The organism is Nguyenibacter vanlangensis (assembly GCF_038719015.1).
GTDB lineage: Bacteria > Pseudomonadota > Alphaproteobacteria > Acetobacterales > Acetobacteraceae > Gluconacetobacter > Gluconacetobacter vanlangensis.
This window is the reverse complement of the sequence record NZ_CP152276.1, coordinates 772,765-796,809: the sequence shown is the minus strand read 5'-3', so window position 1 is coordinate 796,809 and position 24,045 is coordinate 772,765. Positions and strand designations below refer to the sequence as shown.

The following is a 24,045-nucleotide window of genomic DNA, read 5'->3' as shown; positions in this document are numbered from 1 at the left end:
GAAATAACTTTGTTCCGTTAATTAAACTATTGCGATAGAGAAACGTCGTCTTTAGGGTCTGTTCGGACATGCGCGGCCGTATGTTCCCGCATGGGGGCGGGTGACGCGATCTATCCTTTAAAAACAAAGATATTTAGCGAACGGCTGGCGTCTAAACCTTGTCGGACGGGACATGATGATGCGAATATCACGGCGTGGGCGTCTCTTCTGTTGTGCCGCTGTTCTTGCGGGAAGCAGCGCGATCGTTCGATCAGCCTCTGCACAAAGCGAGCCGCCGGCGCACGCGAAGCGAACCCGCGCCCCGGCGTCCTCGGTGCCCGCGCAGCCCGTGCGGCACGCCCTCAACGGGCGGGCGGGCAGCGTGCTCGGCCCCTCGGTCCCGCAGACCGAGGAAATCTCGGTTTCGGCCGGCGGGCGCCATGCCGACGGGACCACCAACACCACGCCGGGCGGCGGCCTGATGCCGGTGCAGACCGCGCCGCGATCACAGAGCGGCGTGACGCGCGACTGGATCGCCAAGCAGCCGCAGACGGGCAATATTTCGTCGATGATCGCCAACCTGCCCGGCGTGGTCTATGCCAGCCAGAGCCCGCTGGGGACGGCAGGCGACCACATCACGATGCGCGGCATGAACGAGAGCCAGATCGGCTATCTGTTCGAAGGCGCGCCGCTGGCCGACCCGATCAATTACGAACCCTACACCTCGATGCTGGTGGATACGGAAAATCTCGGCTCGGTCACCGTCTCGCAGGGGGCGCCGGACCTGAATGCGCCGCTGTTCAACGCTGTCGGCGGCCAGATTTCGGCCACCGAGATGAATCCCAGTCACAAATATGGCGGTTTTCTCAGCCTGATGGGCGGCACGCACAGCGCGAACAAGGAATTCCTTCGCCTGGATACGGGCGATATCGGCAATACCGGCATTCGCGGCTTCGCCTCTTTCTCGTATCTGTCGAACAATAACTGGCGCGGGCCGGGCGGCCTGACCCGCTATCACGTCGATTCGAAATTCGTGAAGGAATGGGGCGACGGCAATTCGATTACCGCCATCTTCGGCTTCAACCGGCAGGAGCAGACCAGTTGGCGCGAACCGACCGCGGCGCAGTGGCGGCAATACGGGACCAGTTTCAACTACACGCCGACCTATTATCCCGGAAATTCAACCTATTATAAGCTGAATTTCGGCGATCTGAACTCGCTCGACGTCATCGTGCCCATGCATTTCACGCTGGCGCACGACCTGACGCTGAACGTGACGCCCTATTTCGTGCACCAGAACGGGCCCTCGGTGGGCGGCGAGAATATTCCCGCCTCGGGCGGTTATTACGGCACGATGCAATATGGTGACCTGAACCAGCCCTATTCCTACGTCAACGCGTCCGGACAGCGGATGCTGACGACGGCCGGGGTGGATCCGTGGAACCAGAAGACGGGCGCGATCAACACGTCGATCGACTGGACGACGGGCATCAATACGCTGTCGTTCGGATACTGGTACTCCTATACCATGCATGAGGAGCTTTCGACCTTCTCGGTGGTCGATCCGTCCGGCAGGGCGGCGAACGCCTATGGCCGCTATCCGATCACCCTGGCGGACGGCAGCATACTCAGTGGCTACAACCTCAATTTCATGCAGCAGGTCAACGCGCTCTACCTGGCGGACACGCTGCGGCTGCTGAACGACCGGCTGGTGCTCAGCGCCGGTTTCCGCGCGGCGATGGTCTACCGACAGGGGACCAACGACGTGCCGGGCGCGGCGCCCTACAAGACGACCGGCAATTATTTCGAACCCCTGCCGCAATTCGCCGCCAGCTACCAGGTCACGCCGCACGACCAGATCTACCTGAACGGCACGACCGCCTTCCGCGCGCCGGAATCGGTCGAAGCCTACAGCCAGATCTTCGATCCGAACGCCTCTCACGCCGTCGAACAGCCGGGCAGCCTGAAGTCGGAATACACGATCGCCGAGGAGATCGGCTATCGTCATTCCGACGGCCTGGTCAATTTCCAGATGTCGTTCTTCAACATCAACCTGACCAACCATCAGATCACGTCCAGCGCCTATATCCCCAACACCAACATGCTGATTTCCGAACCGATCAATGTCGGCGGCCAGACGTCGCGCGGCGTGCAGGGCGAAATCGGCCTGAAGCCCTGGCATCACGTCAGCCCCTATGTGTCGGCGCAGTACCTGCATTCGACGATGGACAACAACGTGCCGGTGTCTGCCACGAACGCGGCAGGGCAGTCGGTGATCGACTATCTGCCGACGGCGGGCAAGACGACCGTCGGGGCGCCGAAGGTCACGGCGGCGGTCGGGCTGGCCTATGACGACAACCGGCAGTTCTTCGGCAATTTCGACTTGCGTTATGTCGGGTCGCAATATTCGACCTTCATGAACGACCAGAGCATCCCTGGCTATGTCGTGTCGGACATCACGCTGGGCTATCGCTTTCCGCGCGTCGGGCGCCTGAAAGGTCCCAAGGTGCAGCTCAACCTGGTCAATATCGGCAATAATCTCTACCGGTCGGCGCCGGGCAGCTACGCCGCGACGGCCAGGACGCAGAAGGGCATCTTCGGCAGCAGCGTCGCCGCCGGCTCTCCGGTCTATCTCACCGGCGGCAATTTCGCCGCGCTCGTGACGCTCTCGACCGGGTTCTGACGGCCGCGCGACGTGTCGCCGCTGGCCGTTCGTCCGTCAGCCCCGCTCCGGCCGGAACGGATCGGGGTCGTAGCCGACCCCGGTCAGGTACAGCCCGTCGGGCGGCGCGGTCGGTCCCGCGGCACGTCGGTCGCGGGCGGCCAGGGCCTCGGCCACCCGCGCGGGCGGCCAACTGCCTTCGCCGACCAGCTTCAGCGTGCCCACCATGTTGCGCACCTGATGGTGCAGGAAAGACCGCGCGTCCGTCTCGATCACGATGTCCTCGCCATGCCGCGCGACGTCCAGCCGGTCCAGGGTCCGCAGCGGGCTCCTGGCCTGGCAGGCGCTGGCCCGGAACGAGGTGAAATCATGCCGGCCCAGCAGGTGGCGCGCGGCCTCGGCCATCGCGCGCTCGTCCAGCGCGCGCTTGACCAGCCAGACCCGGCCTTCATCCAGTGCGGGGCGGCTGCGACGGTTGAGGATGCGATAGCGATAGAAACGGCGGACCGCCGAGAATCGCGCATTCCATGCCAGGTCGACCGCGCAGGCCGACAGGACCGCCACCCGGTGCGGCTTCATGTGGAAATTCAGCGCATCACGCACGATCGAAGCCGTCAGGCGCAGCGTGGACGGGAAATCCAGATGCGCCACCTGGCCGGTCGCGTGCACGCCGGCATCGGTCCGCCCGGCGGTGATGCTAGGCACGATGCTTCCGTCCGCCAGGCGGCCGGCCGCATCCTCCAGCACCTGCTGGATGGACAGGCCGGTCGCCTGGCGCTGCCAGCCCACGAAGTCGCGCCCGTCATATTCCAGCCGCACCGCCCAGCGCTGCACGGCGCCGTTCATGATCCCAGCCGCGTGCCGGCCGTGATCGCCTGGCCGCGCAGGAACGCCTCTGCGTCCATCATGGCCCGGCCCGGCCGCTGCAGCCGCAGGATGCGCAGCGCCCCCGTGCCGCAGGCGATCGTCAGCCGGTCGTCCTGGGCGCAGCCGGGGGCGATGCCCGCGCGGCGTTCGGCGGGGGCGGTCGCGCCGATCTTCAGGACCGTGCCGTCCAGGGTGGTGAAGGCGCCGGGCCAGGGCGTCAGCGCCCGTACCTGCCGGTCGATCGCGGCGGCATCGCGCGTCCAGTCGATCCGCCCGTCCTCGCGCGTCAGCCGCGCGGCATAGGTGGCGCCTTCCGCCGGCTGCGGCACGGCGACGATCCCGGGATCGTCGCCCGAATCGTCCAAGGCGGCGACGATCAGGCGGGCGCCCATCGCGGCCAGGCCGTCATGCAGGCTGGTGGCGGTCGTCTCCGCCGTCAGCGCGATGCGGTCCGACAGCAGCATCGCGCCGGTATCCAGTCCCTCATCCATCTGCATGATGGTCACGCCGCTTTCGGCATCGCCGGCCAGGATCGCGGACTGGATCGGCGCGGCGCCCCGCCAGCGCGGCAACAGGCTGGCGTGAATGTTCAGGCATCCCAGGCGCGGCGCCCGCAGCATCGCTTTCGGCAGGATCAGCCCATAGGCCGCGACCACCGCCGCGTCCAGGCGCAGGTCGCGGAAGAACGCGTGTTCGGCATGATCGGCGCGCAGCCGGGTCGGCGTGCGGACCGGAATGCCCAGCACCTCGGCCGCGCGGTGCACGGGTTGCGCCCGCACCGCCTGGCCGCGCCCCGCAGGACGCGGCGGCTGGCTGTAGACGACCGCGATCTCGTGCCCCGCCGCGTGAAGGGCATGCAGGGCAGGAACCGCGAAATCGGGCGTTCCCATGAAGGCCAGGCGCATGACGATCCGTTCCGGAAGGGGCGCATCCTCGGAAACCGAGGGAAATACGCCCTGCAGAGAATTGATTATGGGGCTTTTCCGTACCGGACAATGCCCCGCGATGCCGCAGGCGGCCTGCTGATCCCGGAAATTCTCATAAGAATTTCCCGGGCAGGACACTAAAATCAATATCTTAGTGGCCTGCTGGTCCGAGAAATTCTGATAATAATTTCTCGGGCAGGACACTAGCGTTTCTGCCGTTGTTCCTTCGCCAGGCGGCGCATGATCATGTTGCGCTTCAGCGCCGAGAGGTGATCGACGAACAGGATGCCGTCCAGATGGTCGATCTCATGCTGGATGCAGGTGGCCAGCAATCCGTCGGCATCCAGTTCCTGTTCCGCGCCCTCCAGGGTCCGGTAGCGCACGCGGACCTGCTCGGGCCGCACCACTTCGGCATATTGGTTGGGCAGCGACAGGCACCCTTCCTCACGCGCGGCCAGGGTTTCCGACTCGGCAGTGATTTCCGGATTGACCAGCACCAGCGGCCGGCGCTGGTCTTCCTCGCCCAGATCCACGATGGCGAAGCGCAACCCCAGGCCGACCTGCGGCGCCGCCAGGCCGATCCCCGGCGCCTGGTACATGGCGGCGAACATCCGGGGCAGGGCATCGCGCAGGATGGCGGTGTCTTCCGGCCGGACCAGCCGGGCCTTCTGCCGCAGGATGGCCTGCGGCGCCACCAGGATCGGCATCGGATCGGCGGCTGCGGTTTCGTCATGCGTCGTCATGCACGCGATGTAGCGATACAAATCCCGCCGCGCCAGTCTCGGGGCGGCCATGGCGCGGGAAAAACCGCGGTCTCTTGCGAAACCCGCATGACGTCCCATATCATCACGCATGCGGGCGCCGATAACGGGCTCGTGTGATCGTCTCGCTCGGTTGAGGAGGCCTGAATGTCGGGTAGGTTATTTGCATCCCCCATGTTTCTGGGGTTCGATCATCTGGAGCAGATGCTGGAACGCGCGTCAAAAGGAACGTCGGACGGCTATCCTCCGTACAATATCGAGCAGGTCAGCCCTACGGCGCTGCGCATTACCCTGGCCGTCGCCGGGTTCGTCATGGATGATCTGCAGATCACCCAGGAAGACAACCAACTGGTGATCCGCGGCCGCCAGACCGATGATTCGCAGGGGCGGGTGTTCCTGCATCGCGGCATCGCCGCGCGGCAGTTCCAGAAGGCGTTCGTGCTGGCCGAAGGAATCGAGGTCGGCAGCGCGTGGCTCGATAACGGCCTGTTGCATATCGATCTGCTGCGTCCGAAACCCGAGGTCCGGGTTCGGCGTATCGAGATCACCCAGGGTCGCAACGCCAACGGCTCGACGGAAATCGACCTGCCCAAGGCGCGCGCCCAACGCATGGTCCGGGTGATCGAAGAAGAATAAGCGGGCCGCGGGGTCCGTACGGGCCTCACGAACCGGCCCGCGAATGGGTGCCATGATTGGCTTGTGATCTGGCCCATATTTGATCGCGTGATTGTCCACATGTCCGCCCTGCCGGCCGGGTGATCCGTATCGGCGCAGGGCGGCGCAAGGGGACGGTGCGTCGCCGCAGAAAGGGACGCCACCCGTCCGGAGGACCGTAAGATGAGAATTACGACCCAGAACGGCCGGGTGGTTCTGCAAGCCGATCCGGCTGCGCCCGCCGACGTGCGGCACCTGACCGCAAACCAGCTTCTGTCGCTGGGCGTCTCGCGCCTGGCCTATATCAAGGCCGTGGTGATCGAAGGCCAGGACGTCTTCGCCATCCATGCCGCGGACGGCACGCCGATGGCGCTGACCGAGGATCAGGACACGGCGATCGAGGCCATCCTGCAACACGAGATGGTGCCCGCCCTGGTCCACTGACCGGTTTATGGTGGGCCGATTTTATGGCGGGCCGGTCTCGTAGAAGAAGCACGGGGTGGTGCCCGCCGCGCGACCGGGCGTCGGTTCGCGCGGGGGCACCGTCATGCCGGCCGGTCAGGCGGGGCTGGGGTCCAGCCAGCCGATATTGCCGTCCTGGCGGCGATAGATGACGTTGATCTGGTCGCTGGTGCTGTTGCGGAACATCAGCAATGTCGATGCCGCCAGGTCCAGCCGCATGACGGCCTCGCTGACGCTCAATGTCGCGATTTCGGCCAGCCGCTCGGCCACGATGGTGGCATAGGGGCCGCTGCCCTGCTTCACTTCGCCCTCCACGACCTGTCCTTCGGCCGGCTTCAGGATGTAGCTGCGGCCGACCTCCGGCGCCCGGCGACGGGGCAGGGTGCGCAGATGGTCATGGACCCGCCCGCGATAGCGGCGCAGGCGCCGGGCGATGTGTTCCGCCGCGTCGTCGAAGGCGCCGTGGGCGTCGGCGGCCTCACCCTCGCCGCGCAGGGTCAGGCCCCGCGCCGCGTGAAGGTTGATGTCGCACGTGAAGAAGGAGCGGGCCCGGCTGAACGTCACCTGGGCGTCGAGGGCGTGGTCGAAATATTTGTCGGCCAGCCGTTCGAGATGGCCGGTCACCCGGTATTTCAGGGCGTCGGAGAGATCGATCTGCTTGCCAGCGACACTGATCTGCATGTGACATCACTCCTTGCATCGAGGAGGCACGTCCGAAACCGGACGGAGCATGCCGGCGGTCCCAAGCTCCACAATCCGCCGGGCGTGGCGTCAGGCTTCGACAGCCTTTCCTTTTTTCTGCACCGAGCACGGCGTCTTCAGTGCATCCGGGCATTTGGACACGGTTTGGCGGCCGATGTCCATGCCTTCCTGCGTGTAGCTATGCCGTGACTGCATCGCCGTACAGCATGCTTCGGATGGAGTTACCGAAAATCAAGGATTTGCCCCGACGGCCCCTTCTGGAAGGGGCATCGGGCGGATCAGAGAGAGAAATTCTCGCCGAGATAGACCCGCCGGACATCCTCGTTGGCGACGATCTCCTCGGGGCGGCCTTCCATCAGCACCTGGCCGCTATGCATGATATAGGCCCGGTCGATGACCTCCAGCGTCTCGCGGACATTGTGGTCGGTGATCAGCACGCCGATCCCTCGATCCTTCAGGTGGGACACCAGGTCGCGGATCTCGCCGACCGCGATCGGGTCGATACCGGCCAGCGGCTCGTCCAGCAGGATGTAGTGCGGCTGGCTGGCCAGGGCGCGGGCGATCTCCAGGCGCCGCCGCTCGCCCCCCGACAGGGCCAGCGAGGGCGCGCGCCGCAGGTGGGAGATGCCGAATTCGGCCAGCAGCCCGTCCAGCATCGCCTCGCGCCGGTCGGGGTCCGATTCCACCACTTCCAGCGCCGCCATGATGTTCTGCTCGACATTCAGGCCGCGAAAGATGCTGGCTTCCTGCGGCAGATAGCCGATGCCCAGCCGCGCGCGGCGATACATCGGCAACTGGGTGATGTTCGTGCCGTCCAGCGTGATCGAGCCGGTATCGGGCTGCACCAGCCCCACGATCATGTAGAAGCTGGTGGTCTTGCCCGCGCCGTTCGGTCCCAGCAGCCCCACGGCTTCGCCCCGATGGACCTGGATCGACACGTTGCGGACCACCGGTCGCTTCTTGTACGTCTTGCCGATCCCGCTGGCGATCAGGCCGTGGGTCGCCGCGGATGCCTGAAGCGGCGTCGTGTCCCGGACGGCGTCGGCCAGGTCGCGGGCTACGTCATGGGCTACGTCGTTCATCGCGCGGCCTTCCCCGGAGTGGCCGCGGAGGACCCGTGGGCCGCATTGGTTCCCGGGGCGGGATTGGATTCGTTGGGAACCACCAGGCCGCTGACGCGCGCGCCGGGCCGTTCGGTCATCGTGGCAATTCCGGTATGCATGTTCACGATCGCGGCGGCTCCGTTGATCTGGTTCTGGCCCCGTGTGATGTGGACGTTGCCGACGATCCGCGCAATGCCGGTGTCGGGCACGTAGACGCCGCGGTCCCCGGTCACCGTCTCGGTCTGGGTGCGGACGAAGACATGGCCGAACGCGTTCACTTTTTCCAGCTTGCCGGAACTGGCCAACGGATCCGATCCCGGCTTGGCGGGGGTGCCGCTGGCGGGCGCCCCCTTGGCGGGCCCATCCTTGGCGGGTTGGGCCGCCGGCGCACTGTATCCGACCAGCACGTCGGCACGGATCTGCCGCCCGTCATTGGTGGTGACGGTGGCGTCGCCGCGCCCGATCGACACCCGGGTCTGCGAATAATATTCCATCGTGTCCCGCGCCGTCAGCACGTCCTGGGGCGTGACCATCTTCATCGCCTTGCCGGTCATGACCATGACCGCCTGGTCGATGTCATAGACCGCCTTGTCCCCCCAGGCCTGGTCGGTATCGGTAAAGATATGGACATGGCCGATCGCCTGCAGGCGATAGACCTCGTTCGATCCGGTATCGGGGTTGCCCGCCGCCTGGTTCGCGCCGCCCTGGCCTGCGCCGCCCTGTCCGCCCGGCGTCGCCGCCGGCGCGGGTGCTGCGGGTGCCGGCGCCGCCCCGGGGGCGGAGGCCTTCTTGCGGTAGAAGGCGATCAGCCGGTCGCCCGTCACCGTCACGTTGCCGCGCACCGCCTGCGCCTGGTCATAGGCGGTCACGGTCTGCGTCTTCTGGTCCCAGTCGAAGCCGCCCGCCGCCGTCACGACGATCTGCCCGCCATGGGACAGGTCGATCGCCTGCGCCCGCGCGTCTCCCACCGGGACCAGGCAGGCCACCGCGCCGCCGAGCGCAAGCGCCAGTCCAAGCTCAGGTCCAAGCCCCAGTCCACGCTTGGGCCCAGGCCGGGGCGGGATCGCGGCCTTGAGAAAGGCGGTCATCGGGTGGGCTCCGTCTGGGCTGCCGGGGTTTGGGCTGCCGGGGTTGGCGTTGTCGCGGGACGGGCGTCGGGCGGATGGGCGTGGGCGTCGTCATTCAGCACCAGCCGGCCCGGCCCGCGGAACAGGCCGACCCCATCATGCTGCGACAGCATGAAACCCTGGGCGTCCAGCACGCCGAACGGCCCCTCGGCATGCACCCATTCGTCCGACATGACAATGCCCTGCTTCAGGTTCATGTCCGCCGTGACGCCGTTCAGGATGATCCCGTCGTCGCGATACAGCACGACGTCGCCGGTCAGGTCCAGCAATTGCGCGTGCTGCATATAGACGCCGTCCCGCGACGTGATCATCAGCCAGTTGCCGCCCTGGGTCAGCATGTCGGCGGCGGGCCGGGACAGGTTGATCCGTTCGGGGCCGACCTGCTGCGCCTGCTCGGCCGTGATCGTGAACGGCCGGCCGTGATCGTCCAGCCCGCGATAGCTGGCGCCCAGCATGTTGCCGCTTGCGATGCGCAGGTTTTCCATCTCGTGCATGACGTTGCGCTGGGCGCTCATCATCCGGTCGATCGCGGGCCATACGGCGATCGACCCCAGCAGGGCCAGCGCTGCGGCCGGCAGCGCCCATTTGGCCCAGCGCACCATCTGGCGGCGACGGGCGATGTCGCGCGGGCGGGGGATGCGCCGCTGCCGGATCGTACGCTGGTGCAGCATGCCGCGCTGCCGCGCCGCATCCGCCGCCGAGCGCGCGAAATCCTCGCGGCGCGGCACGGCCGGGTCGCCGTCCCGAGGGGAAGACGGAGGATGGGAAGGGGGCAGGGAGGAGGGAGCGGTCACGCCACACCTGCCCGCAACAGGTCGTGGACATGCACGATCCCGACCGGCACGCCGCCGTCGTTCAGCACGAACAGGCTGGTGATCGGCCGGGGCCGCGCATTCATGATCCGCAGCGCCTCGGCCGCCAGGATATCGGCGCGCGTGGTCAGCGGCGTCGGGTTCATGATATCGGCCGCCCGGGTGGTTTCCAGGTCGCGGTCCAGGGCGCGACGCAGGTCCCCATCGGTGATCAGCCCGCACAGGGTGCCGTCCGTCCCGATGACGCCGATGCAGCCGAACGCCTTGCGGGTCATTTCCAGGATGACCTGCCGCAGCGAGATGTCGGGCGTGCCCAGCGGCATCGCCGTGCCGCAATGCATCAGGTCGCCGACCCGCCGCAACCGGATGCCCAGCCGCCCGCCCGGGTGAAACACGCCGAAATCGCTGGCCGTGAAATTGCGCCGTTCCAGCAGCGCCACGGCCAGCGCGTCGCCCAGCGCCATCTGCATGGTCGCCGATGTCGTGGGGGCCAGGCCCATCGGGCAGGCTTCGGCGGCATCGGGGACGACCAGCGCGATGTCCGCGGCGCGGGCCAGGGTCGATTCGGCCTGGCCGGTCATGGCGGCCAGCATCAGGCCGAACCGCCGCGCATGGGCGATGATATCGGCCAGTTCCGGCGTCTCGCCGGAATTGGACAGCGCCAGCACCGCGTCGCCGGACTGGATCATGCCCAGGTCGCCGTGCGACGCCTCGGACGGATGGACGAAGAAGGACGGCGTGCCGGTCGAGGCCAGCGTGGCCTGGATCTTGCGCCCGACATGGCCGGACTTGCCGATCCCCGTCACCACCACGCGTCCCGGCAGGGTCGAGAACGCCTCGACCGCCCGGCCGAAGGACCGGGCCAGCGGCGTCAGCCCGCCGGAATCCGCCGCGGGATCGGCGCCGCCCACGCGCAGCGCGGCCGAAAGCTGCGCCAGGCCGTTGCTCTCGCTGGCCAGGACCCGGCACGCGACCGCGATGTCGGACAGAAGCCGATCATGGGCCGGGCCGGCGCCGGTATCGTCATGCAACGCGGATTGGGTCATGCCGCCTGTGTATTGCCATGATGGCCGGGCTCGTCAACGGAGCCGAAGGGCGAACCGCCGCCACCTTTCATGCCCGGTGGGCGAAGATGTCCGGCTCCTCATAGCCCAGCAGGTCCAGCCGCGCCCGCGCCGGCAGGAAATCATAGCAGGCCTGGGCCAGCGCGCGCCGTCCCTCGCGGTGCAGCAGCGCCTCCAGCTTCGCCCACAGCGCGTGCAGGTGCAGCACGTCCGACGCGGCATAGGCCTGCTGCTCGGGCGTCAGCACGGCCGCGCCCCAGTCCGAGGTCTGCTGCTGCTTGCTCAGGTCCACGCCCAGCAATTCGCGGCACAGATGCGCCAGCCCGTGCCGGTCGGTGAAGGTGCGCACCAGCTTAGAGGCGATCTTGGTGCAGATCACCGGCGCCACGGTCACGCCCAGTGCGTGCTGCAGGATCGCCACGTCGAACCGTGCGAAATGCATCAGCTTGGTGACCGTGCGGTCCGCCATCAGCCGCGCCAGGTTGGGGCTGGGCGTGCCAGGCAGGATCTGCACCAGGTGCGCGTTGCCGTCGCCCGCGGAAATCTGCACCAGGCACAGCCGGTCGCGATGCGGGTTCAGCCCCATGGCCTCTGTATCCACCGCGATCGTCCCGTGGAAGGAGACATCGTCCGGCAGGTCGCCGCGATGCAACTGGATCGAGGGAGATGTGGTGGTCATAGAGGGGATCCATCCAGGGCGCAAAAAACGACGACGCTAGAAGCAACTTAGTGGCCTGCCGATCCGAGAAATTCTGGCAAGAGTTTCGCGGGCAGGACCTGGGGCGCAGGACCTTGGGGCAATCGCGCCATGCCGCACATATAATGGCGGTGCCGAGAATGTGCGAGGGGGACATCGCAAACGGGCGCGCCGCCGGCGATGCCGGCGTGCCGCGACCCATGAAGCGTGATGGTGCCCAGAAGAAGACTCGAACTTCCACGACCTTGCGGCCACAGGTACCTGAAACCTGCGCGTCTACCAATTCCGCCATCTGGGCTCAGAAGGCCCCCGTCTCCGGGGTGGTGAGGGGCGTTTACTCCGGAACGCCGGGTCGGTCAACAGGGTGTGTTTGCACATTTTTTTCCGGTGCGGCGCATCGTGGCGTCCGGCCGGAAACGACAAAAAAGGCGGCCGCCTGACGCGGTCGCCTGCATGGATCCTTTCGGATCGGATAAGAATGGTGCCCAGAAGAAGACTCGAACTTCCACGACCTTGCGGCCACAGGTACCTGAAACCTGCGCGTCTACCAATTCCGCCATCTGGGCTCAGAAGGCCCCCGTCTCCGGGGTGGTGAGGGGCCGTTTACTCCCTGGCCCCGGGCCGGTCAACATGGCTTTGCCGATTCATGTCGTTTTTGTTGCGCCGGTTTGTTGCATGGGGCCTTGTCGCTGGGGCCGGGGGCGTTCAGAGGGCAACCGCCTGTAGGATCGGCCGTTTCCGGCCTGCACGGCAGGAGGGGCACATGGCGATGCGACGCGTGGCGACCGTCATCGGCGGATCGGGATTCCTGGGGCGCCATGTCGTCCAGCGCCTGGCGGAGGACGGGTACGTGGTGCGGGTGGTCGGCCGGCGCGCCGATCGCGCGGCGGCGCTGCGGCCGCTGGGCGATGTCGGGCAGATCGTGCCGCTGGGGGCGTCGATCCTGGATGAAGCCGCGCTGGTCCCGGTGATGGAAGGCGCCAGCCTGGTCGTCAACCTGGTGGGCATCCTGAGCCCCCAGGGACAAGGGGGACGGGGCCAGGGACGGAGGCAAGCGGACTTTTCGGCCATCCATGTCGAGGCCGCCGGACGGGTCGCGCGGCTGGCGGCCTCGGCCGGGGTCGCGCGCATGGTGCATGTCTCGGCCATTGGCGCCTCGGCCCGCAGCCCCTCCGCCTATGGCCGCAGCAAGGCGGCGGGCGAGGATGCGGTGCTGCGCGACCAGCCCCGGGCGACCATCGTCCGGCCGTCGCTGATCTTCGGCGCGGGGGACCATTTCCTGACCCTGTTTGCGGCCATGGCGCGCTACAGCCCGGTCGTCCCGGTCTACGGCGCCGCCACGCGGGTCCAGCCCGTCCATGTCGCGGACGTGGCCGAGGCCATCCGGCGCATCCTGGCGTCGGACGGGCACCAGGGCGAGATCTATGAACTGGCCGGCCCGCGCGTCTGGACCATGGAGGCTCTGATACGCTGGGTGGTCGCGTTCATCGGCCGCCGCCGGCTGGTCTTCGCCATGCCCCGCGCCCTGGCCTATTGGCAGGCCCTGCTGCTGGAAAATCTGCCCGGGCATCTGCTGACCCGCGACCAGTTGGCCATGCTGTCGGTCGATAACGTGGCGCAGGACGGGATGCGCGGACTGGGCACGCTGGGGATCGACCCCGTGCCGGTCGAAATGATTGCACCGACCTATCTGGCGCGATATAAAATTACTTAACGCGTCAAAACAATATATTAAGCGGCCAATATGTCCGAATCGGACCATTGTGACGGGCTGTTTTCAACCGTCCGCGCATGTCTGTGTGGATATTTTCGGATAATGGGTCAGTCTTACTGTCTTTATTGACGGCCGGCCGTGGCGTAGGTGTTCCGCCGAAACGGGTGGCCGCCGATCGGCCGGTCCGAATCCTGCAGGGGGAAGCCGATGGCCGAGCGCATGCTCAAATTCGTCACCGTGGCGCAAAGCCAGCCCGACAAGCGGTCGGTGTCCGAACGCAACGCGGATTTCGACGAGATCTATCGCGCCTTCGCCGTCGACCAGGCCGAACGCCAGGCAAGCCGCTGCTCGCAATGCGGGGTGCCGTTCTGTTCGATCCATTGCCCGCTGGGCAACAATATCCCCGACTGGCTGAAAATGACGGCCGAAGGACGGCTGGAGGAAGCCTATGCCCTGTCCTCGGCCACGAACAATTTCCCCGAGATCTGCGGCCGGATCTGCCCCCAGGACCGGCTGTGCGAGGGCAATTGCGTGATCGAGAAGGGCTTCGAGAGCGTCACCATCGGCGCCGTCGAACGCTTCATCACCGATACCGCCTTCGCCAATGGCTGGGTCGCGCCGATCAGCCCGCCCGTCGAGCGCGCGGCCTCGATCGGCATCGTCGGCGCCGGCCCCGGCGGCCTGGCCGCGGCGATGCAACTGCGCGAACTGGGCTATCAGGTCCATGTCTATGACCGGTATGACCGTGTCGGCGGCCTGATGGTCTACGGCATTCCCGGCTTCAAGCTGGAGAAGGACATCGTCGCCCGCCGGCACCTGTACCTCGAGGAATCCGGCGTACGCTTCCATCTGGGCGTGGACGTCGCCGACCGCGACGGCGAGGGGCGGATCGCGTTCGCCACGCTGCGCGCCCGGCATGACGCGGTGCTGATCGCGACCGGTGTCTATAAATCCCGCGATATCGGCGGCCCCGGCGCCGGCCTGCGCGGCATCGTCAAGGCGCTGGATTACCTGACCGCGTCCAACAAGACGTCGCTGGGCGACAATGTCGTGGCGTTCGAGAGCGGTGAACTGAATGCCGCCGGCAAGTCCGTGGTGGTGATCGGCGGCGGCGACACGGCGATGGATTGCGTGCGCACCGCCGTCCGCCAGGGCGCGAAATCGGTCAAATGCCTCTATCGCCGCGACCGCGCCAACATGCCCGGCTCGATCCGCGAGGTGAAGAACGCCGAGGAAGAAGGCGTCGATTTCGTCTGGCTGGCCGCGCCCGAGGCGTTCCTGGGCGACGCGCGGGTCGGCGCCGTGCGCGCCACGCGGATGAAGCTGGGCCTGCCCGATGCCTCGGGCCGGCAGTCGGTCGAGCCGGTCGAGGGCAGCGCGTTCGTGCTGGAGGCCGACCTGGTGGTCAAGGCGCTGGGCTTCGACCCCGAGGCGCTGCCGACCCTGTGGGGGCAGTCCGACCTGGCCGTGTCGCGCTGGGGCACGCTGCGGGTCGACCATGAAAGCTTCATGACCAGCCTGCCGGGCGTTTTCGCGGCGGGCGACATTGTGCGCGGGGCCAGCCTGGTGGTCTGGGCGATTCGCGATGGACGGGATGCCGCGGCGCAGATGCATCGCTGGCTGGAAGAACGGGCGGCGGTGACCGCCCAGGCGGCGGAGTGACGAAGATGGACCAGTTTCCCCAAGGCCGGGATCAGGACCTGGATCAGGGCCAGCGCTTCGTCGCCGACTGGCATGACAATGCCCGCGCCATCGCCGGGCTGTACGACCCGTCGCAGGAACATGATGCGTGCGGCGTCGGACTGGTGGCCGCGCTGGACGGCCGCAGGCGGCGCGACGTGGTCGAGGCCGGGATTTCGGCGCTGAAGGCCGTCTGGCATCGCGGCGCCGTCGACGCTGACGGCAAGACCGGCGACGGTGCCGGCATCCATGTCGAAATCCCGCAGGATTTCTTCGCCGCCGCCATCCATAGCGGCGGCGAGGGCTGCGTGGACAGCCAGATCGCCGTCGGCATGATCTTCCTGCCCAAGACCGACCTGGCGGCGCAGGAACGCTGCCGCCAGATCATCGAGGCCGAGATCCTGGCCTTCGGCTACGGGATCTATGGCTGGCGCCAGGTGCCCATCAACACCGCCTGCATCGGCGAGAAGGCGAACGCCACCCGGCCCGAGATCGAACAGATCCTGATCCGCAACCCCCGCGGCACGGACGAAGAAACGTTCGAGCGCGACCTGTACGTCATCCGCCGCCGGATCGAGAAGAGCGCGATCGCCAACCAGGTCGACCTGTATGTCTGCTCGCTGTCCTGCCGGTCGGTGGTCTACAAGGGCATGTTCCTGGCCGAGCATCTGACGGATTTCTATCCCGACCTGCTGGATCCGCGCTTCGTCAGCCGTTTTGCGATCTATCACCAGCGCTATTCGACCAACACCTTCCCGACCTGGAAGCTGGCGCAGCCCTTCCGCCGCCTGGCGCATAACGGCGAGATCAACACGATCTCGGGCAACGCCAACTGGATGAAGAGCCACGAGACGCGCCTGGCCGACCCGCTGCTGGACCCGTACATGGACGACCTGAAGCCGGTGGTGCAGGCCAGCGGCTCGGATACGGCGATCCTGGACAACGTGTTCGAGCTGCTGACCTTCGCCGGGCGCGACGCGCCGATGGTCAAGGCGCTGATGGTGCCGGCCAGCGTGGGCGGCAACTCGGCGATGCCGCAGCAGCACAAGGACATGTACGCGTACTGCAACGCGGTGATGGAGCCGTGGGACGGGCCGGCGGCGCTGTGCGCCACCGACGGGCGCTGGGTCGTGGCCGGCCTGGACCGCAGCGGCCTGCGCCCCCTGCGCTATACCGTGACGGCGAACAACCTGCTGATCGTGGGTTCGGAAACCGGCATGGTGAAGGTGCCCGAAGCGGACATCGTCCGTCGCGGCCGGCTGGGCCCGGGACAGATGATCGGCCTGGACCTGCAGGAACCCAGGCTGTACGGCAACGAGGCCCTGCTGGACCTGCTGGCCGCGCGCCAGGACTTCGGCGCCTGGGTCAAGCATATCCAGAAGGTCGGCTCGGTCGTGCGCGCCGACGTGCACGAACCCGTCCTGTTCGGCCGGGATGAGCTGCGCCGCCGCCAGCTCGCGGTCGGCACGACGCTGGAGGAACTGGAGACCATCCTGCACCCGATGGTCGAAACCGCCGCCGAGGCCGTCGGCTCGATGGGCGACGACGCGCCGCTGGCGGTGCTGTCGTCGCGCTATCGCGGCCTGGCCCATTATTTCCGCCAGGCGTTCAGCCAGGTCACCAACCCGCCGATCGACAGCCTGCGCGAAACCCGGGTCATGAGCCTGGTGACCCGGCTGGGCAATCTGGGCAACATCCTGGAAGAATCGGAAAACCAGTGCGACCTGCTGCAGCTTCCCAGCCCGGTGCTGACCAGCGGCGAATATGAATCGCTGCTGGCCTTCTGCGGCGACAGCGCGTTCGTCATCGACTGCACCTTCCCGGCGGCGCAGGGCGAGGCCGGGCTGCGCGACGCCATCGCCCGCATCCGCCAGGAAGCCGAGGATCGGGTGCGCGAAGGCTGTACCCACCTGTTCCTGACCGATCAGGACCAGTCGGGCGAGCGCGCCTATATCCCGATGATCCTGGCGACGGCGGCGGTGCATACGCATCTGGTGCGCCAGTCGCTGCGCACCTTCACCTCGCTGAACGTGCGCTCGGCCGAGGCGCTGGACGTGCATGCCGTCGCGGTGACGATCGGGGTGGGGGCCACCACCGTCAATCCGTACCTGGCGCAGGAAAGCATCGCCGATCGCGTCGCGCGCGGCCTGTTCGGCGAGATGTCGCTGCGCGAGGCGGTCGAGCGCTATCGCAAGGCCGTGGACAAGGGCCTGCTGAAAGTGATGTCCAAGATGGGCATCTCGATCGTCTCGGCCTATCGCGGCGGCTATAATTTCGAGGCGATCGGCCTGTCGCGGGCGCTGACGGCGGAATTCTTCCCCGGCATGCCCTCGCGCATCTCGGGCATCGGCCTGTCGGGCATCTCGACCAACGTGCTCAGTTTCCACCAGGCCGCGTGGAACCGCGCCGTGACCCCGCTGCCGGTCGGCGGCCAGTACAAGCTGCGCCGCAACGGCGAGGTCCATGCCTTCGACGGCAATCTGATCCACATGCTGCAGACGGCGGTGGCGACGGACGATTTCTCGATCTATCGCCGCTATGCCGACGCGGTGCGGCGCATGCCGCCGGTGGCGTTGCGCGACCTGCTGGATTTCAAGGGCGGCCGCACCCCGATTCCTGTCGAGGCGGTGGAAAGCATCACCCAGCTTCGCAAGCGCCTGATCGCGCCGGGCATCTCGCTGGGCGCGCTCAGCCCCGAAGCGCACGAGACCCTGTCGATCGCCATGAACCGGATCGGCGCCAAGTCCGATTCGGGCGAGGGCGGCGAGGATCCGTCCCGCGCCAGGCCGCGCCCCAACGGCGACAACGCGTCCTCGGCCATCAAGCAGATCGCCTCGGGCCGTTTCGGCGTCACCGCGCAGTACCTGAATGATTGCCGCGAGATCGAAATCAAGGTGGCCCAGGGCGCCAAGCCCGGCGAGGGCGGGCAGTTGCCCGGCTTCAAGGTCACCGGGATGATCGCCAAGCTGCGCCATGCGACGCCGGGGGTCACGCTGATCAGCCCGCCGCCGCATCACGACATCTATTCGATCGAAGACCTGGCGCAGTTGATCTACGACCTGAAGCAGATCAACCCCGAGGCCACCGTGACGGTGAAGCTGGTCGCGCGCTCGGGAATCGGTACGATCGCCGCCGGCGTGGCCAAGGCCAAGGCCGACGCGATCCTGATTTCCGGCCATAGCGGCGGCACCGGCGCCAGCCCGCAAAGCTCGGTCAAATATGCCGGCCTGCCGTGGGAACTGGGCCTGGCCGAGGCGCACCAGGTGCTGATGCTCAACCGCCTGCGCCACCGGGTGAAGCTGCGCACCGACGGCGGGCTCAAGACCGGGCGCGACGTGGTGATCGCCGCCATGCTGGGGGCCGAGGAGTTCGGCATCGGCACCGCCAGCCTGGTGGCCATGGGCTGCATCATGGTCCGGCAATGCCACTCCAACACCTGCCCGGTCGGCGTGTGCACCCAGGACGACGCCCTGCGCGAGAAGTTCGAGGGCACGCCCGAGAAGGTCATCAACCTGTTCTCGTTCATCGCCGAGGACGTGCGCAACATCCTGGCTTCGCTGGGCTTCTCCAGCCTGAACGAGGTGATCGGCCGTACCGACCTGCTCAAGCAGGTCTCGCGCGGCGCAGACTACCTGGACGATCTGGACCTGAACTCGCTGCTGGCCCAGGCCGACCCCGGCCCGCATGCGCGCTATTGCACGCTGGAAGGCCGCAACGAGGTGCCCGAGACGCTGGACGCGCAGATGATCGCCGACGCGCGGCCGCTGTTCGACCATGGCGAGAAGATGCAGCTTCACTACAACGTGCAGAACACGCATCGCGCCATCGGCACGCGCATTTCCTCGCTGATCGTGCGGCAGTTCGGCATGGATCGCCTGGCGCCCGGGCACCTGACGGTGCGGCTGCGCGGCTCGGCCGGCCAGTCGCTGGGCGCGTTCGCGGTCCAGGGGCTGAAGCTCGAAGTGCTGGGCGACGCCAACGACTATGTCGGCAAGGGCCTGTCGGGCGCCACCATCGTGGTGCGGCAATCGCCGTCCTCGAACCTGGTGTCGAACGAAAACGCGATCATCGGCAACACCGTGCTGTATGGCGCGACGGCCGGCGCGCTCTATGCGGCAGGGCAGGCGGGCGAGCGCTTCGCGGTGCGTAATTCCGGCGCGGTCGCCGTCGTCGAGGGCTGCGGCTCGAACGGCTGCGAATACATGACCGGCGGCACCGTGGTGATCCTGGGCGAGATCGGCGACAATTTCGGTGCCGGCTTCACGGGCGGCATGGCCTTCGTCTATGACGCGCATGACACGTTCGAGCAGCGGGTCAATCCCGACACGCTGCTGTGGAACCGCGTCGCCGACCCGAAATGGGAAGCCACGCTGCGCAAGCTGGTCGAGGCCCACGCGCACGAGACCCGCAGCCGCTATGCGGAATTGCTGCTGCATGAATGGGACCGCGCCCTGCCGCGTTTCTGGCATGTCGTGCCGCGCGAATATGCGCGGGTGATCGGCTACACGCCGGCCGTGGAAACCGCGCGCAGCGCCTGAGCGCGCGATCGGCGGGCGCGATCGATATCGGTGACTGGCATCGTGGACGGCCGGGGGAGATCCCCGGCCGTTCGCCGTTCATCGTTTGCCGTTCGTCGTTTGCCTTCTGGCGCGCCGGGGTCGCGCCCGCACGCATTCCGCACTAGATATTAGGGCAGAACGGTCACCGCGCACGCGGGACGCCTGCATGGGGATGGCAACGAAGATGGCTATACAGATGCTTCTTTCCGCATGGTCCGACCGGCTGGGCTTACGCGCGGCCGGGGGATCGGCGGTGGCGGCAGCCACCATGGGCGACCTGCCGCGGTGGGACCTGTCCGACCTGTATGACGATCGCGATTCCGAGCGCCTGCGCCAGGACCTGGCCCAGGCCGGATCCGACGCCGAAGCCTTCGCCCGGACCTGGCGTGGCCGCCTGGCCGACGTTCCGGCCGCCGAGCTGGCGCGCGCGATCGCCGAGTATCAGCGGATCGACGAAATCCTGGGCCGTGCCGCGTCCTATGCGCAATTGCTGTTCGCCGCCGATTCGTCCGATCCGGCGAACGGCCGTTTCTCGCAGTCGGTCAATGAACGGCTGACGGATATCTCGACCCACCTGCTGTTCTTCACCCTGGAACTCAACCGCATCGGCGAGCAGGAGATGCAGGATCGCCTGGCCGATCCGGCCCTGGCCCCCTGGACGCCCTTCCTGCGCGACCTGCGGGTGTTCCGCCCCCATCAATTGTCCGACGAGGTCGAACAGGTCCTGCACGAGAAATCGGTGACCGGGGCCACGGCCTGGTGCCGCCTGTTCGACGAGACGATGTCCGCCCTGCGCATCCCGCTGGACGGGCATGACCTGACGGTGGGCGAGGCACTGAACCGGCTGTCCGATCCCGACCGCGCCCTGCGCGCGCGGGCGGCCGCGGCGATCGGCACGGTGTTCGGCGACAATATCCGGCTGTTCGCGCTGATCACCAATACGCTCGCCAAGGACAAGGCGATCTCGGACGGCCTGCGCCATTATCCGCGCCCCGGCTCGTACCGCAATCGCAGCAACATGGTCGAGGACGCGGTCGTCGACGCGCTGGTCCAGGCCGTGACGTCGGATTATCCGCGCCTGTCGCACCGCTATTACGCGCTGAAGGCGAAATGGCTGGGACTGGATAAGCTGGAACATTGGGACCGCAACGCCCCCCTGCCATCGGCCGACGACAGGGTGATCCCCTGGGACGAAGCCTCGCGGCAGGTCCTGGGCGCCTACGAATCCTTCGATCCGCGCATGGGCGCCGTGGCGCGCCGCTTCTTCGACAATGCCTGGATCGACGCGATGCCGTCCCCCGGCAAGGCGTCCGGCGCCTTCGCCCATCCCACCGTGCCGTCGGCGCATCCCTATCTGCTGCTGAATTATCACGGCCGCACCCGCGACGTGATGACCCTGGCGCACGAGCTGGGGCACGGCGTGCACCAGGTGCTGGCCGCCCCGCAGGGCTATCTGATGTCGGGCACGCCGCTGACTCTGGCGGAAACCGCCAGCGTGTTCGGCGAGATGCTGACCTTCCGCGCCCTGCTGGATGCCGAGACCGATCCGGTCCGCCGCCGCATCATGCTGGCCGGCAAGGTCGAGGACATGCTGAACACGGTGGTGCGCCAGATCGCGTTCTACCGGTTCGAGACCCTGCTGCATGACGAGCGCAGGACCGGCGAATTGCTGCCCGAGCGCATCGGCGCCCTCTGGCGGCAGGTCCAGGCCGAAAGCCTGGGGCCGGCCTTCAATTTCACGCCGGAATACGACGTGTACTGGACCTATGTCCCGCATTTCGTCCATTCTCCGTTCTACGTCTATGCCTATGCGTTCGGGGATTGCCTGGTGAACGCGCTCTATGGCGTGTTCCAGTCCGGACATCCCGGCTTCCAGGACAAATATCTGGACATGCTGCGGGCCGGCGGGACCAGGCGGCATCGCGAATTGCTGGCGCCCTTCGGGCTGGACGCGGCCGATCCGGGCTTCTGGCGCAAGGGACTGGACGTGATCGCCGGATTTATCGACGAGCTGGAGCGTGCCTGACGTGGCGGATGAACGGGACCTCGACAATACCGGGCTGTTCGGCGAAATCCGCCGGATGGTCCGGACATCGGGCGCGATGGGCGGGATCGCGGCCCGCATCGCGGGGCACAGGATGGGCCTGCGCACCGACCTCGCCACCCATGCCGGGGACCTGAAATCGGTGCTGGGCGGCCTGAAAGGGCCGCTGATGAAGGGTGCGCAGCTTCTCTCGACCATTCCCGGCGCGTTGCCCGAGGAATATGCCGTCGAACTGGCGCAGTTGCAGTCGAACGCTCCGCCGATGGGCTGGAGCTTCGTGCGCCGGCGCATGGCGACCGAACTGGGCCGCGACTGGGAACGCCGCTTCGCGCGGTTCGAGCACGAGGCCGCCGCCGCCGCCAGCCTGGGGCAGGTCCATCGCGCCATCCTGCCGGACGGGCGCCGCGTGGCCTGCAAGCTGCAATATCCCGACATGCAGGCGACGGTGGATTCCGACCTGCGGCAATTCCGCATGGCGGTCGGGCTGTATTACCGCATCGACAGCACGATCAAGCAGGACGACGTGCTGGTGGAACTGACCGCCCGCCTGCAGGAGGAACTGGATTACACGCGTGAGGCCGCCAATCTGCGGCTCTATCGCCTGATGCTGGCGGATTATCCCAAGGTCAGCGTCCCCGCGCCGGTCGAGGACCTGTCCACGCGCCGGCTGCTGACCATGGACTGGCTGGACGGGCGCGGCGTGCAGACGGTGCTGGACGCCAACCCGACGCTGGAGCAGCGCAACGCCATGGCGCTGGCGCTGTTCCAGGCCTGGTACGTGCCGCTCTATCGCTACGGGGTCATCCATGGCGACCCGCATATGGGCAATTTCACCGTGCGCGACGATTACGGGCTGAACCTGCTGGACCTGGGGGCGATTCGCATCTTCCACGCCAGGTTCGTGCAGGGGATCATCGACCTCTATCGGGCGCTCGAGCGCGATGACGAGGATCTGGCCTATCACGCCTATCAGGCTTGGGGCTTCACCGACATGTCGCGCGAAACGATGCGGGTGCTGAATGAATGGGCCCGCTTCATCTACGAACCGCTGATGCAGGACCGCGTTCGTCCGATCCAGGAAAGCGGCGATCCGCAATTTGGCCGCGCGGTCGCCGAGCGGGTCTATGCCGGGCTGAAACGGACCGGCGGCGTGCGGCCGCCGCGCGAATTCGTGCTGGTCGACCGCTCGGCGATCGGGCTGGGCAGCGTGTTCCTGCGCCTGGGCGCGCAGTTGAACTGGTACCGGCTGTTCCAGGAACTGATCGCCGATTTCGACGCGGCCCAGTTGGCCGCCCGGCAGGGGAACGCGCGGCAGGCCGCCCGCGTCCCGGCCCCGATCGAGGGGTGAGTTTCAGAATGGCAGGGCGTGCTGCGCGGGCCGCGCCTCGTCCCGGCCGGCCCGGCGGGCCTGCTCGGTCCGCAAGGTAAAGGCCAGGTCCGGGCCGCGATGCCGGTCCGTGGCCAGCAGCCGGTCCAATTCGGCGTTCTCCAGGCTGTCGATCCGCCGGCCCCGCAGCGGGCCGTGCGGCACGCGCGCCAGCAGCGCGGGCTCGCGCGACCAGCGCAGCAGCGATTCGACCGACGTCGCGGCCAGCATGTCGCGCAGATGATGCGCCGTCACATAGGCATCCGGCCCGGCCCGATGCGCGGGCGTGCCCAGCGCGCGGTCCAGCCCGTCGGGGCGGCGGGAATAGCGCAGACCCTGGTTGGAATGGCCCGGCTCGTCGGGCCACACCCGCAGCGCGCCCTTGTAGGTGCAGATCCAGCGCAGCCCCACGGTCACCGACGGCGGCAGCAGGCCGCGGATCCAGCCTTGCTCGAAGGCGGCGCGATGGGCGGCCAGCGCCACGGGCGGGCGGTCCGGACGCAGGATCGCGGGCGCGATCGCGGCGAAATCGGGCGCGCCGCGCACATCCGCGTCGGTGATGTGATGGATGGCGGTGGTGCCCGGCGTGATCGGCCGGCCGGGATCGGTCAGCCTGGCCCGGGGCGGGCCGTCCAGCGCCCAGCCGCCATCTGCGCACAGCACCACGTCCTGCCAGCCGATCTCGACGACGCCGCCGTCCGACGCATCCCGGCCGCTGGTCTCCAGGTCGATGACGCGCACGAAGGGGGCCGGCTCACCCGGGCGTCGCGGCGGTTGGAATCCATCCATGTCCTTCAATCTAGGCGCGTGCCGGACGGTGCCAAGCCCCGATCGTCATCGGCACGGCGCCATCGGGCCCCCGGGGG

18 protein-coding genes and 2 tRNA genes are annotated in these 24,045 nt (G+C 67.4%); 8 read left to right on the top strand and 12 right to left on the bottom strand.

The features are described from left to right. The first annotated feature begins 313 nt into the window (after positions 1-313). A complete protein-coding gene (locus tag AAC691_RS03680; protein WP_342628986.1) occupies positions 314-2,662 on the top strand; it encodes a TonB-dependent receptor domain-containing protein in 2,349 nt (782 codons plus the stop codon). Positions 2,663-2,698: 36 nt separating this feature from the next. Here AAC691_RS03680 and truA read toward each other — a convergent pair whose 3' ends face one another. The 3 genes from truA to def all read right to left on the bottom strand — a co-directional run bounded on the left by truA (position 2,699) and on the right by def (position 5,177). After that, on the bottom strand, positions 2,699-3,475 hold the full coding sequence (gene truA, locus AAC691_RS03675; protein ID WP_342630133.1) for a tRNA pseudouridine(38-40) synthase TruA: 777 nt from the start codon (positions 3,473-3,475) through the stop codon (positions 2,699-2,701). 8 nt (positions 3,476-3,483) lie between these two features. Then, complete coding sequence (gene fmt / locus AAC691_RS03670; protein WP_342628985.1) at positions 3,484-4,413, bottom strand: methionyl-tRNA formyltransferase; 930 nt, start codon at positions 4,411-4,413, stop codon at positions 3,484-3,486. A 224-nt stretch (positions 4,414-4,637) separates the two neighbouring features. Next, complete coding sequence (gene def / locus AAC691_RS03665) at positions 4,638-5,177, bottom strand: peptide deformylase (RefSeq protein WP_176640374.1); 540 nt, start codon at positions 5,175-5,177, stop codon at positions 4,638-4,640. Positions 5,178-5,342: 165 nt separating this feature from the next. On the opposite strand from def, the gene AAC691_RS03660 reads away from it, so the two are divergent. Continuing rightward, positions 5,343-5,831 carry an Hsp20 family protein gene (locus AAC691_RS03660; protein ID WP_176640373.1) on the top strand — a complete coding sequence of 163 codons (489 nt, stop codon included), beginning with the start codon at positions 5,343-5,345 and terminating at the stop codon, positions 5,829-5,831. A 201-nt stretch (positions 5,832-6,032) separates the two neighbouring features. Next, positions 6,033-6,293, top strand: coding sequence for a DUF1150 family protein (locus tag AAC691_RS03655; RefSeq protein WP_176640372.1), 261 nt, complete (start codon positions 6,033-6,035; stop codon positions 6,291-6,293). A gap of 114 nt (positions 6,294-6,407) precedes the next feature. On the opposite strand, the gene hpf is transcribed toward AAC691_RS03655, so the two are convergent. The 8 genes from hpf to AAC691_RS03615 all read right to left on the bottom strand — a co-directional run bounded on the left by hpf (position 6,408) and on the right by AAC691_RS03615 (position 12,382). Next, a complete protein-coding gene (gene hpf, locus AAC691_RS03650) occupies positions 6,408-6,992 on the bottom strand; it encodes a ribosome hibernation-promoting factor, HPF/YfiA family (protein WP_176640371.1) in 585 nt (194 codons plus the stop codon). Positions 6,993-7,291: 299 nt separating this feature from the next. After that, positions 7,292-8,095, bottom strand: coding sequence for an LPS export ABC transporter ATP-binding protein (gene lptB / locus AAC691_RS03645; protein WP_342628984.1), 804 nt, complete (start codon positions 8,093-8,095; stop codon positions 7,292-7,294). After that, positions 8,092-9,204 (bottom strand): LptA/OstA family protein, encoded by a 1,113-nt coding sequence (locus tag AAC691_RS03640; RefSeq protein ID WP_342628983.1) that lies wholly within the window; start codon positions 9,202-9,204, stop codon positions 8,092-8,094. Before AAC691_RS03640 ends, lptB begins: the two co-directional genes overlap by 4 nt. After that, positions 9,201-10,019 carry an LPS export ABC transporter periplasmic protein LptC gene (gene lptC, locus AAC691_RS03635; protein WP_342630132.1) on the bottom strand — a complete coding sequence of 273 codons (819 nt, stop codon included), beginning with the start codon at positions 10,017-10,019 and terminating at the stop codon, positions 9,201-9,203. The genes AAC691_RS03640 and lptC overlap by 4 nt, the downstream gene beginning before the upstream one ends. A 14-nt stretch (positions 10,020-10,033) precedes the next feature. Next, entirely contained in the window at positions 10,034-11,101 is a 1,068-nt protein-coding gene (locus AAC691_RS03630; protein ID WP_342628982.1) for a KpsF/GutQ family sugar-phosphate isomerase, read from the bottom strand. Positions 11,102-11,168: 67 nt separating this feature from the next. Then, positions 11,169-11,798: a ribonuclease D gene (locus AAC691_RS03625; RefSeq protein WP_342628981.1), complete on the bottom strand. Its 630-nt coding sequence runs from the start codon at positions 11,796-11,798 to the stop codon at positions 11,169-11,171. A gap of 229 nt (positions 11,799-12,027) precedes the next feature. Further along, positions 12,028-12,114 (bottom strand) — tRNA-Leu (locus tag AAC691_RS03620). A gap of 181 nt (positions 12,115-12,295) precedes the next feature. After that, a tRNA-Leu gene (locus tag AAC691_RS03615) sits at positions 12,296-12,382 on the bottom strand. 197 nt (positions 12,383-12,579) lie between these two features. On the opposite strand from AAC691_RS03615, the gene AAC691_RS03610 reads away from it, so the two are divergent. From AAC691_RS03610 to AAC691_RS03590, 5 genes are all read left to right on the top strand, one after another. Next, positions 12,580-13,530, top strand: a complete 951-nt coding sequence (locus AAC691_RS03610; protein WP_342628980.1) for a complex I NDUFA9 subunit family protein — start codon at positions 12,580-12,582, stop codon at positions 13,528-13,530. A gap of 207 nt (positions 13,531-13,737) precedes the next feature. Next, positions 13,738-15,192 carry an NAD(P)-dependent oxidoreductase gene (locus tag AAC691_RS03605; RefSeq protein ID WP_342628979.1) on the top strand — a complete coding sequence of 485 codons (1,455 nt, stop codon included), beginning with the start codon at positions 13,738-13,740 and terminating at the stop codon, positions 15,190-15,192. A 5-nt stretch (positions 15,193-15,197) separates the two neighbouring features. Next, on the top strand, positions 15,198-19,748 hold the full coding sequence (gene gltB / locus AAC691_RS03600; RefSeq protein WP_342628978.1) for a glutamate synthase large subunit: 4,551 nt from the start codon (positions 15,198-15,200) through the stop codon (positions 19,746-19,748). Positions 19,749-19,965: 217 nt separating this feature from the next. Further along, positions 19,966-21,795, top strand: a complete 1,830-nt coding sequence (locus tag AAC691_RS03595) for a M3 family oligoendopeptidase (RefSeq protein ID WP_342628977.1) — start codon at positions 19,966-19,968, stop codon at positions 21,793-21,795. A 1-nt stretch (position 21,796) separates the two neighbouring features. Further along, complete coding sequence (locus tag AAC691_RS03590; protein WP_342628976.1) at positions 21,797-23,161, top strand: AarF/ABC1/UbiB kinase family protein; 1,365 nt, start codon at positions 21,797-21,799, stop codon at positions 23,159-23,161. A gap of 3 nt (positions 23,162-23,164) precedes the next feature. On the opposite strand, the gene AAC691_RS03585 is transcribed toward AAC691_RS03590, so the two are convergent. Continuing rightward, positions 23,165-23,968, bottom strand: coding sequence for a DNA polymerase III subunit epsilon (locus tag AAC691_RS03585; RefSeq protein WP_342628975.1), 804 nt, complete (start codon positions 23,966-23,968; stop codon positions 23,165-23,167). Positions 23,969-24,045: the final 77 nt, after the last annotated feature.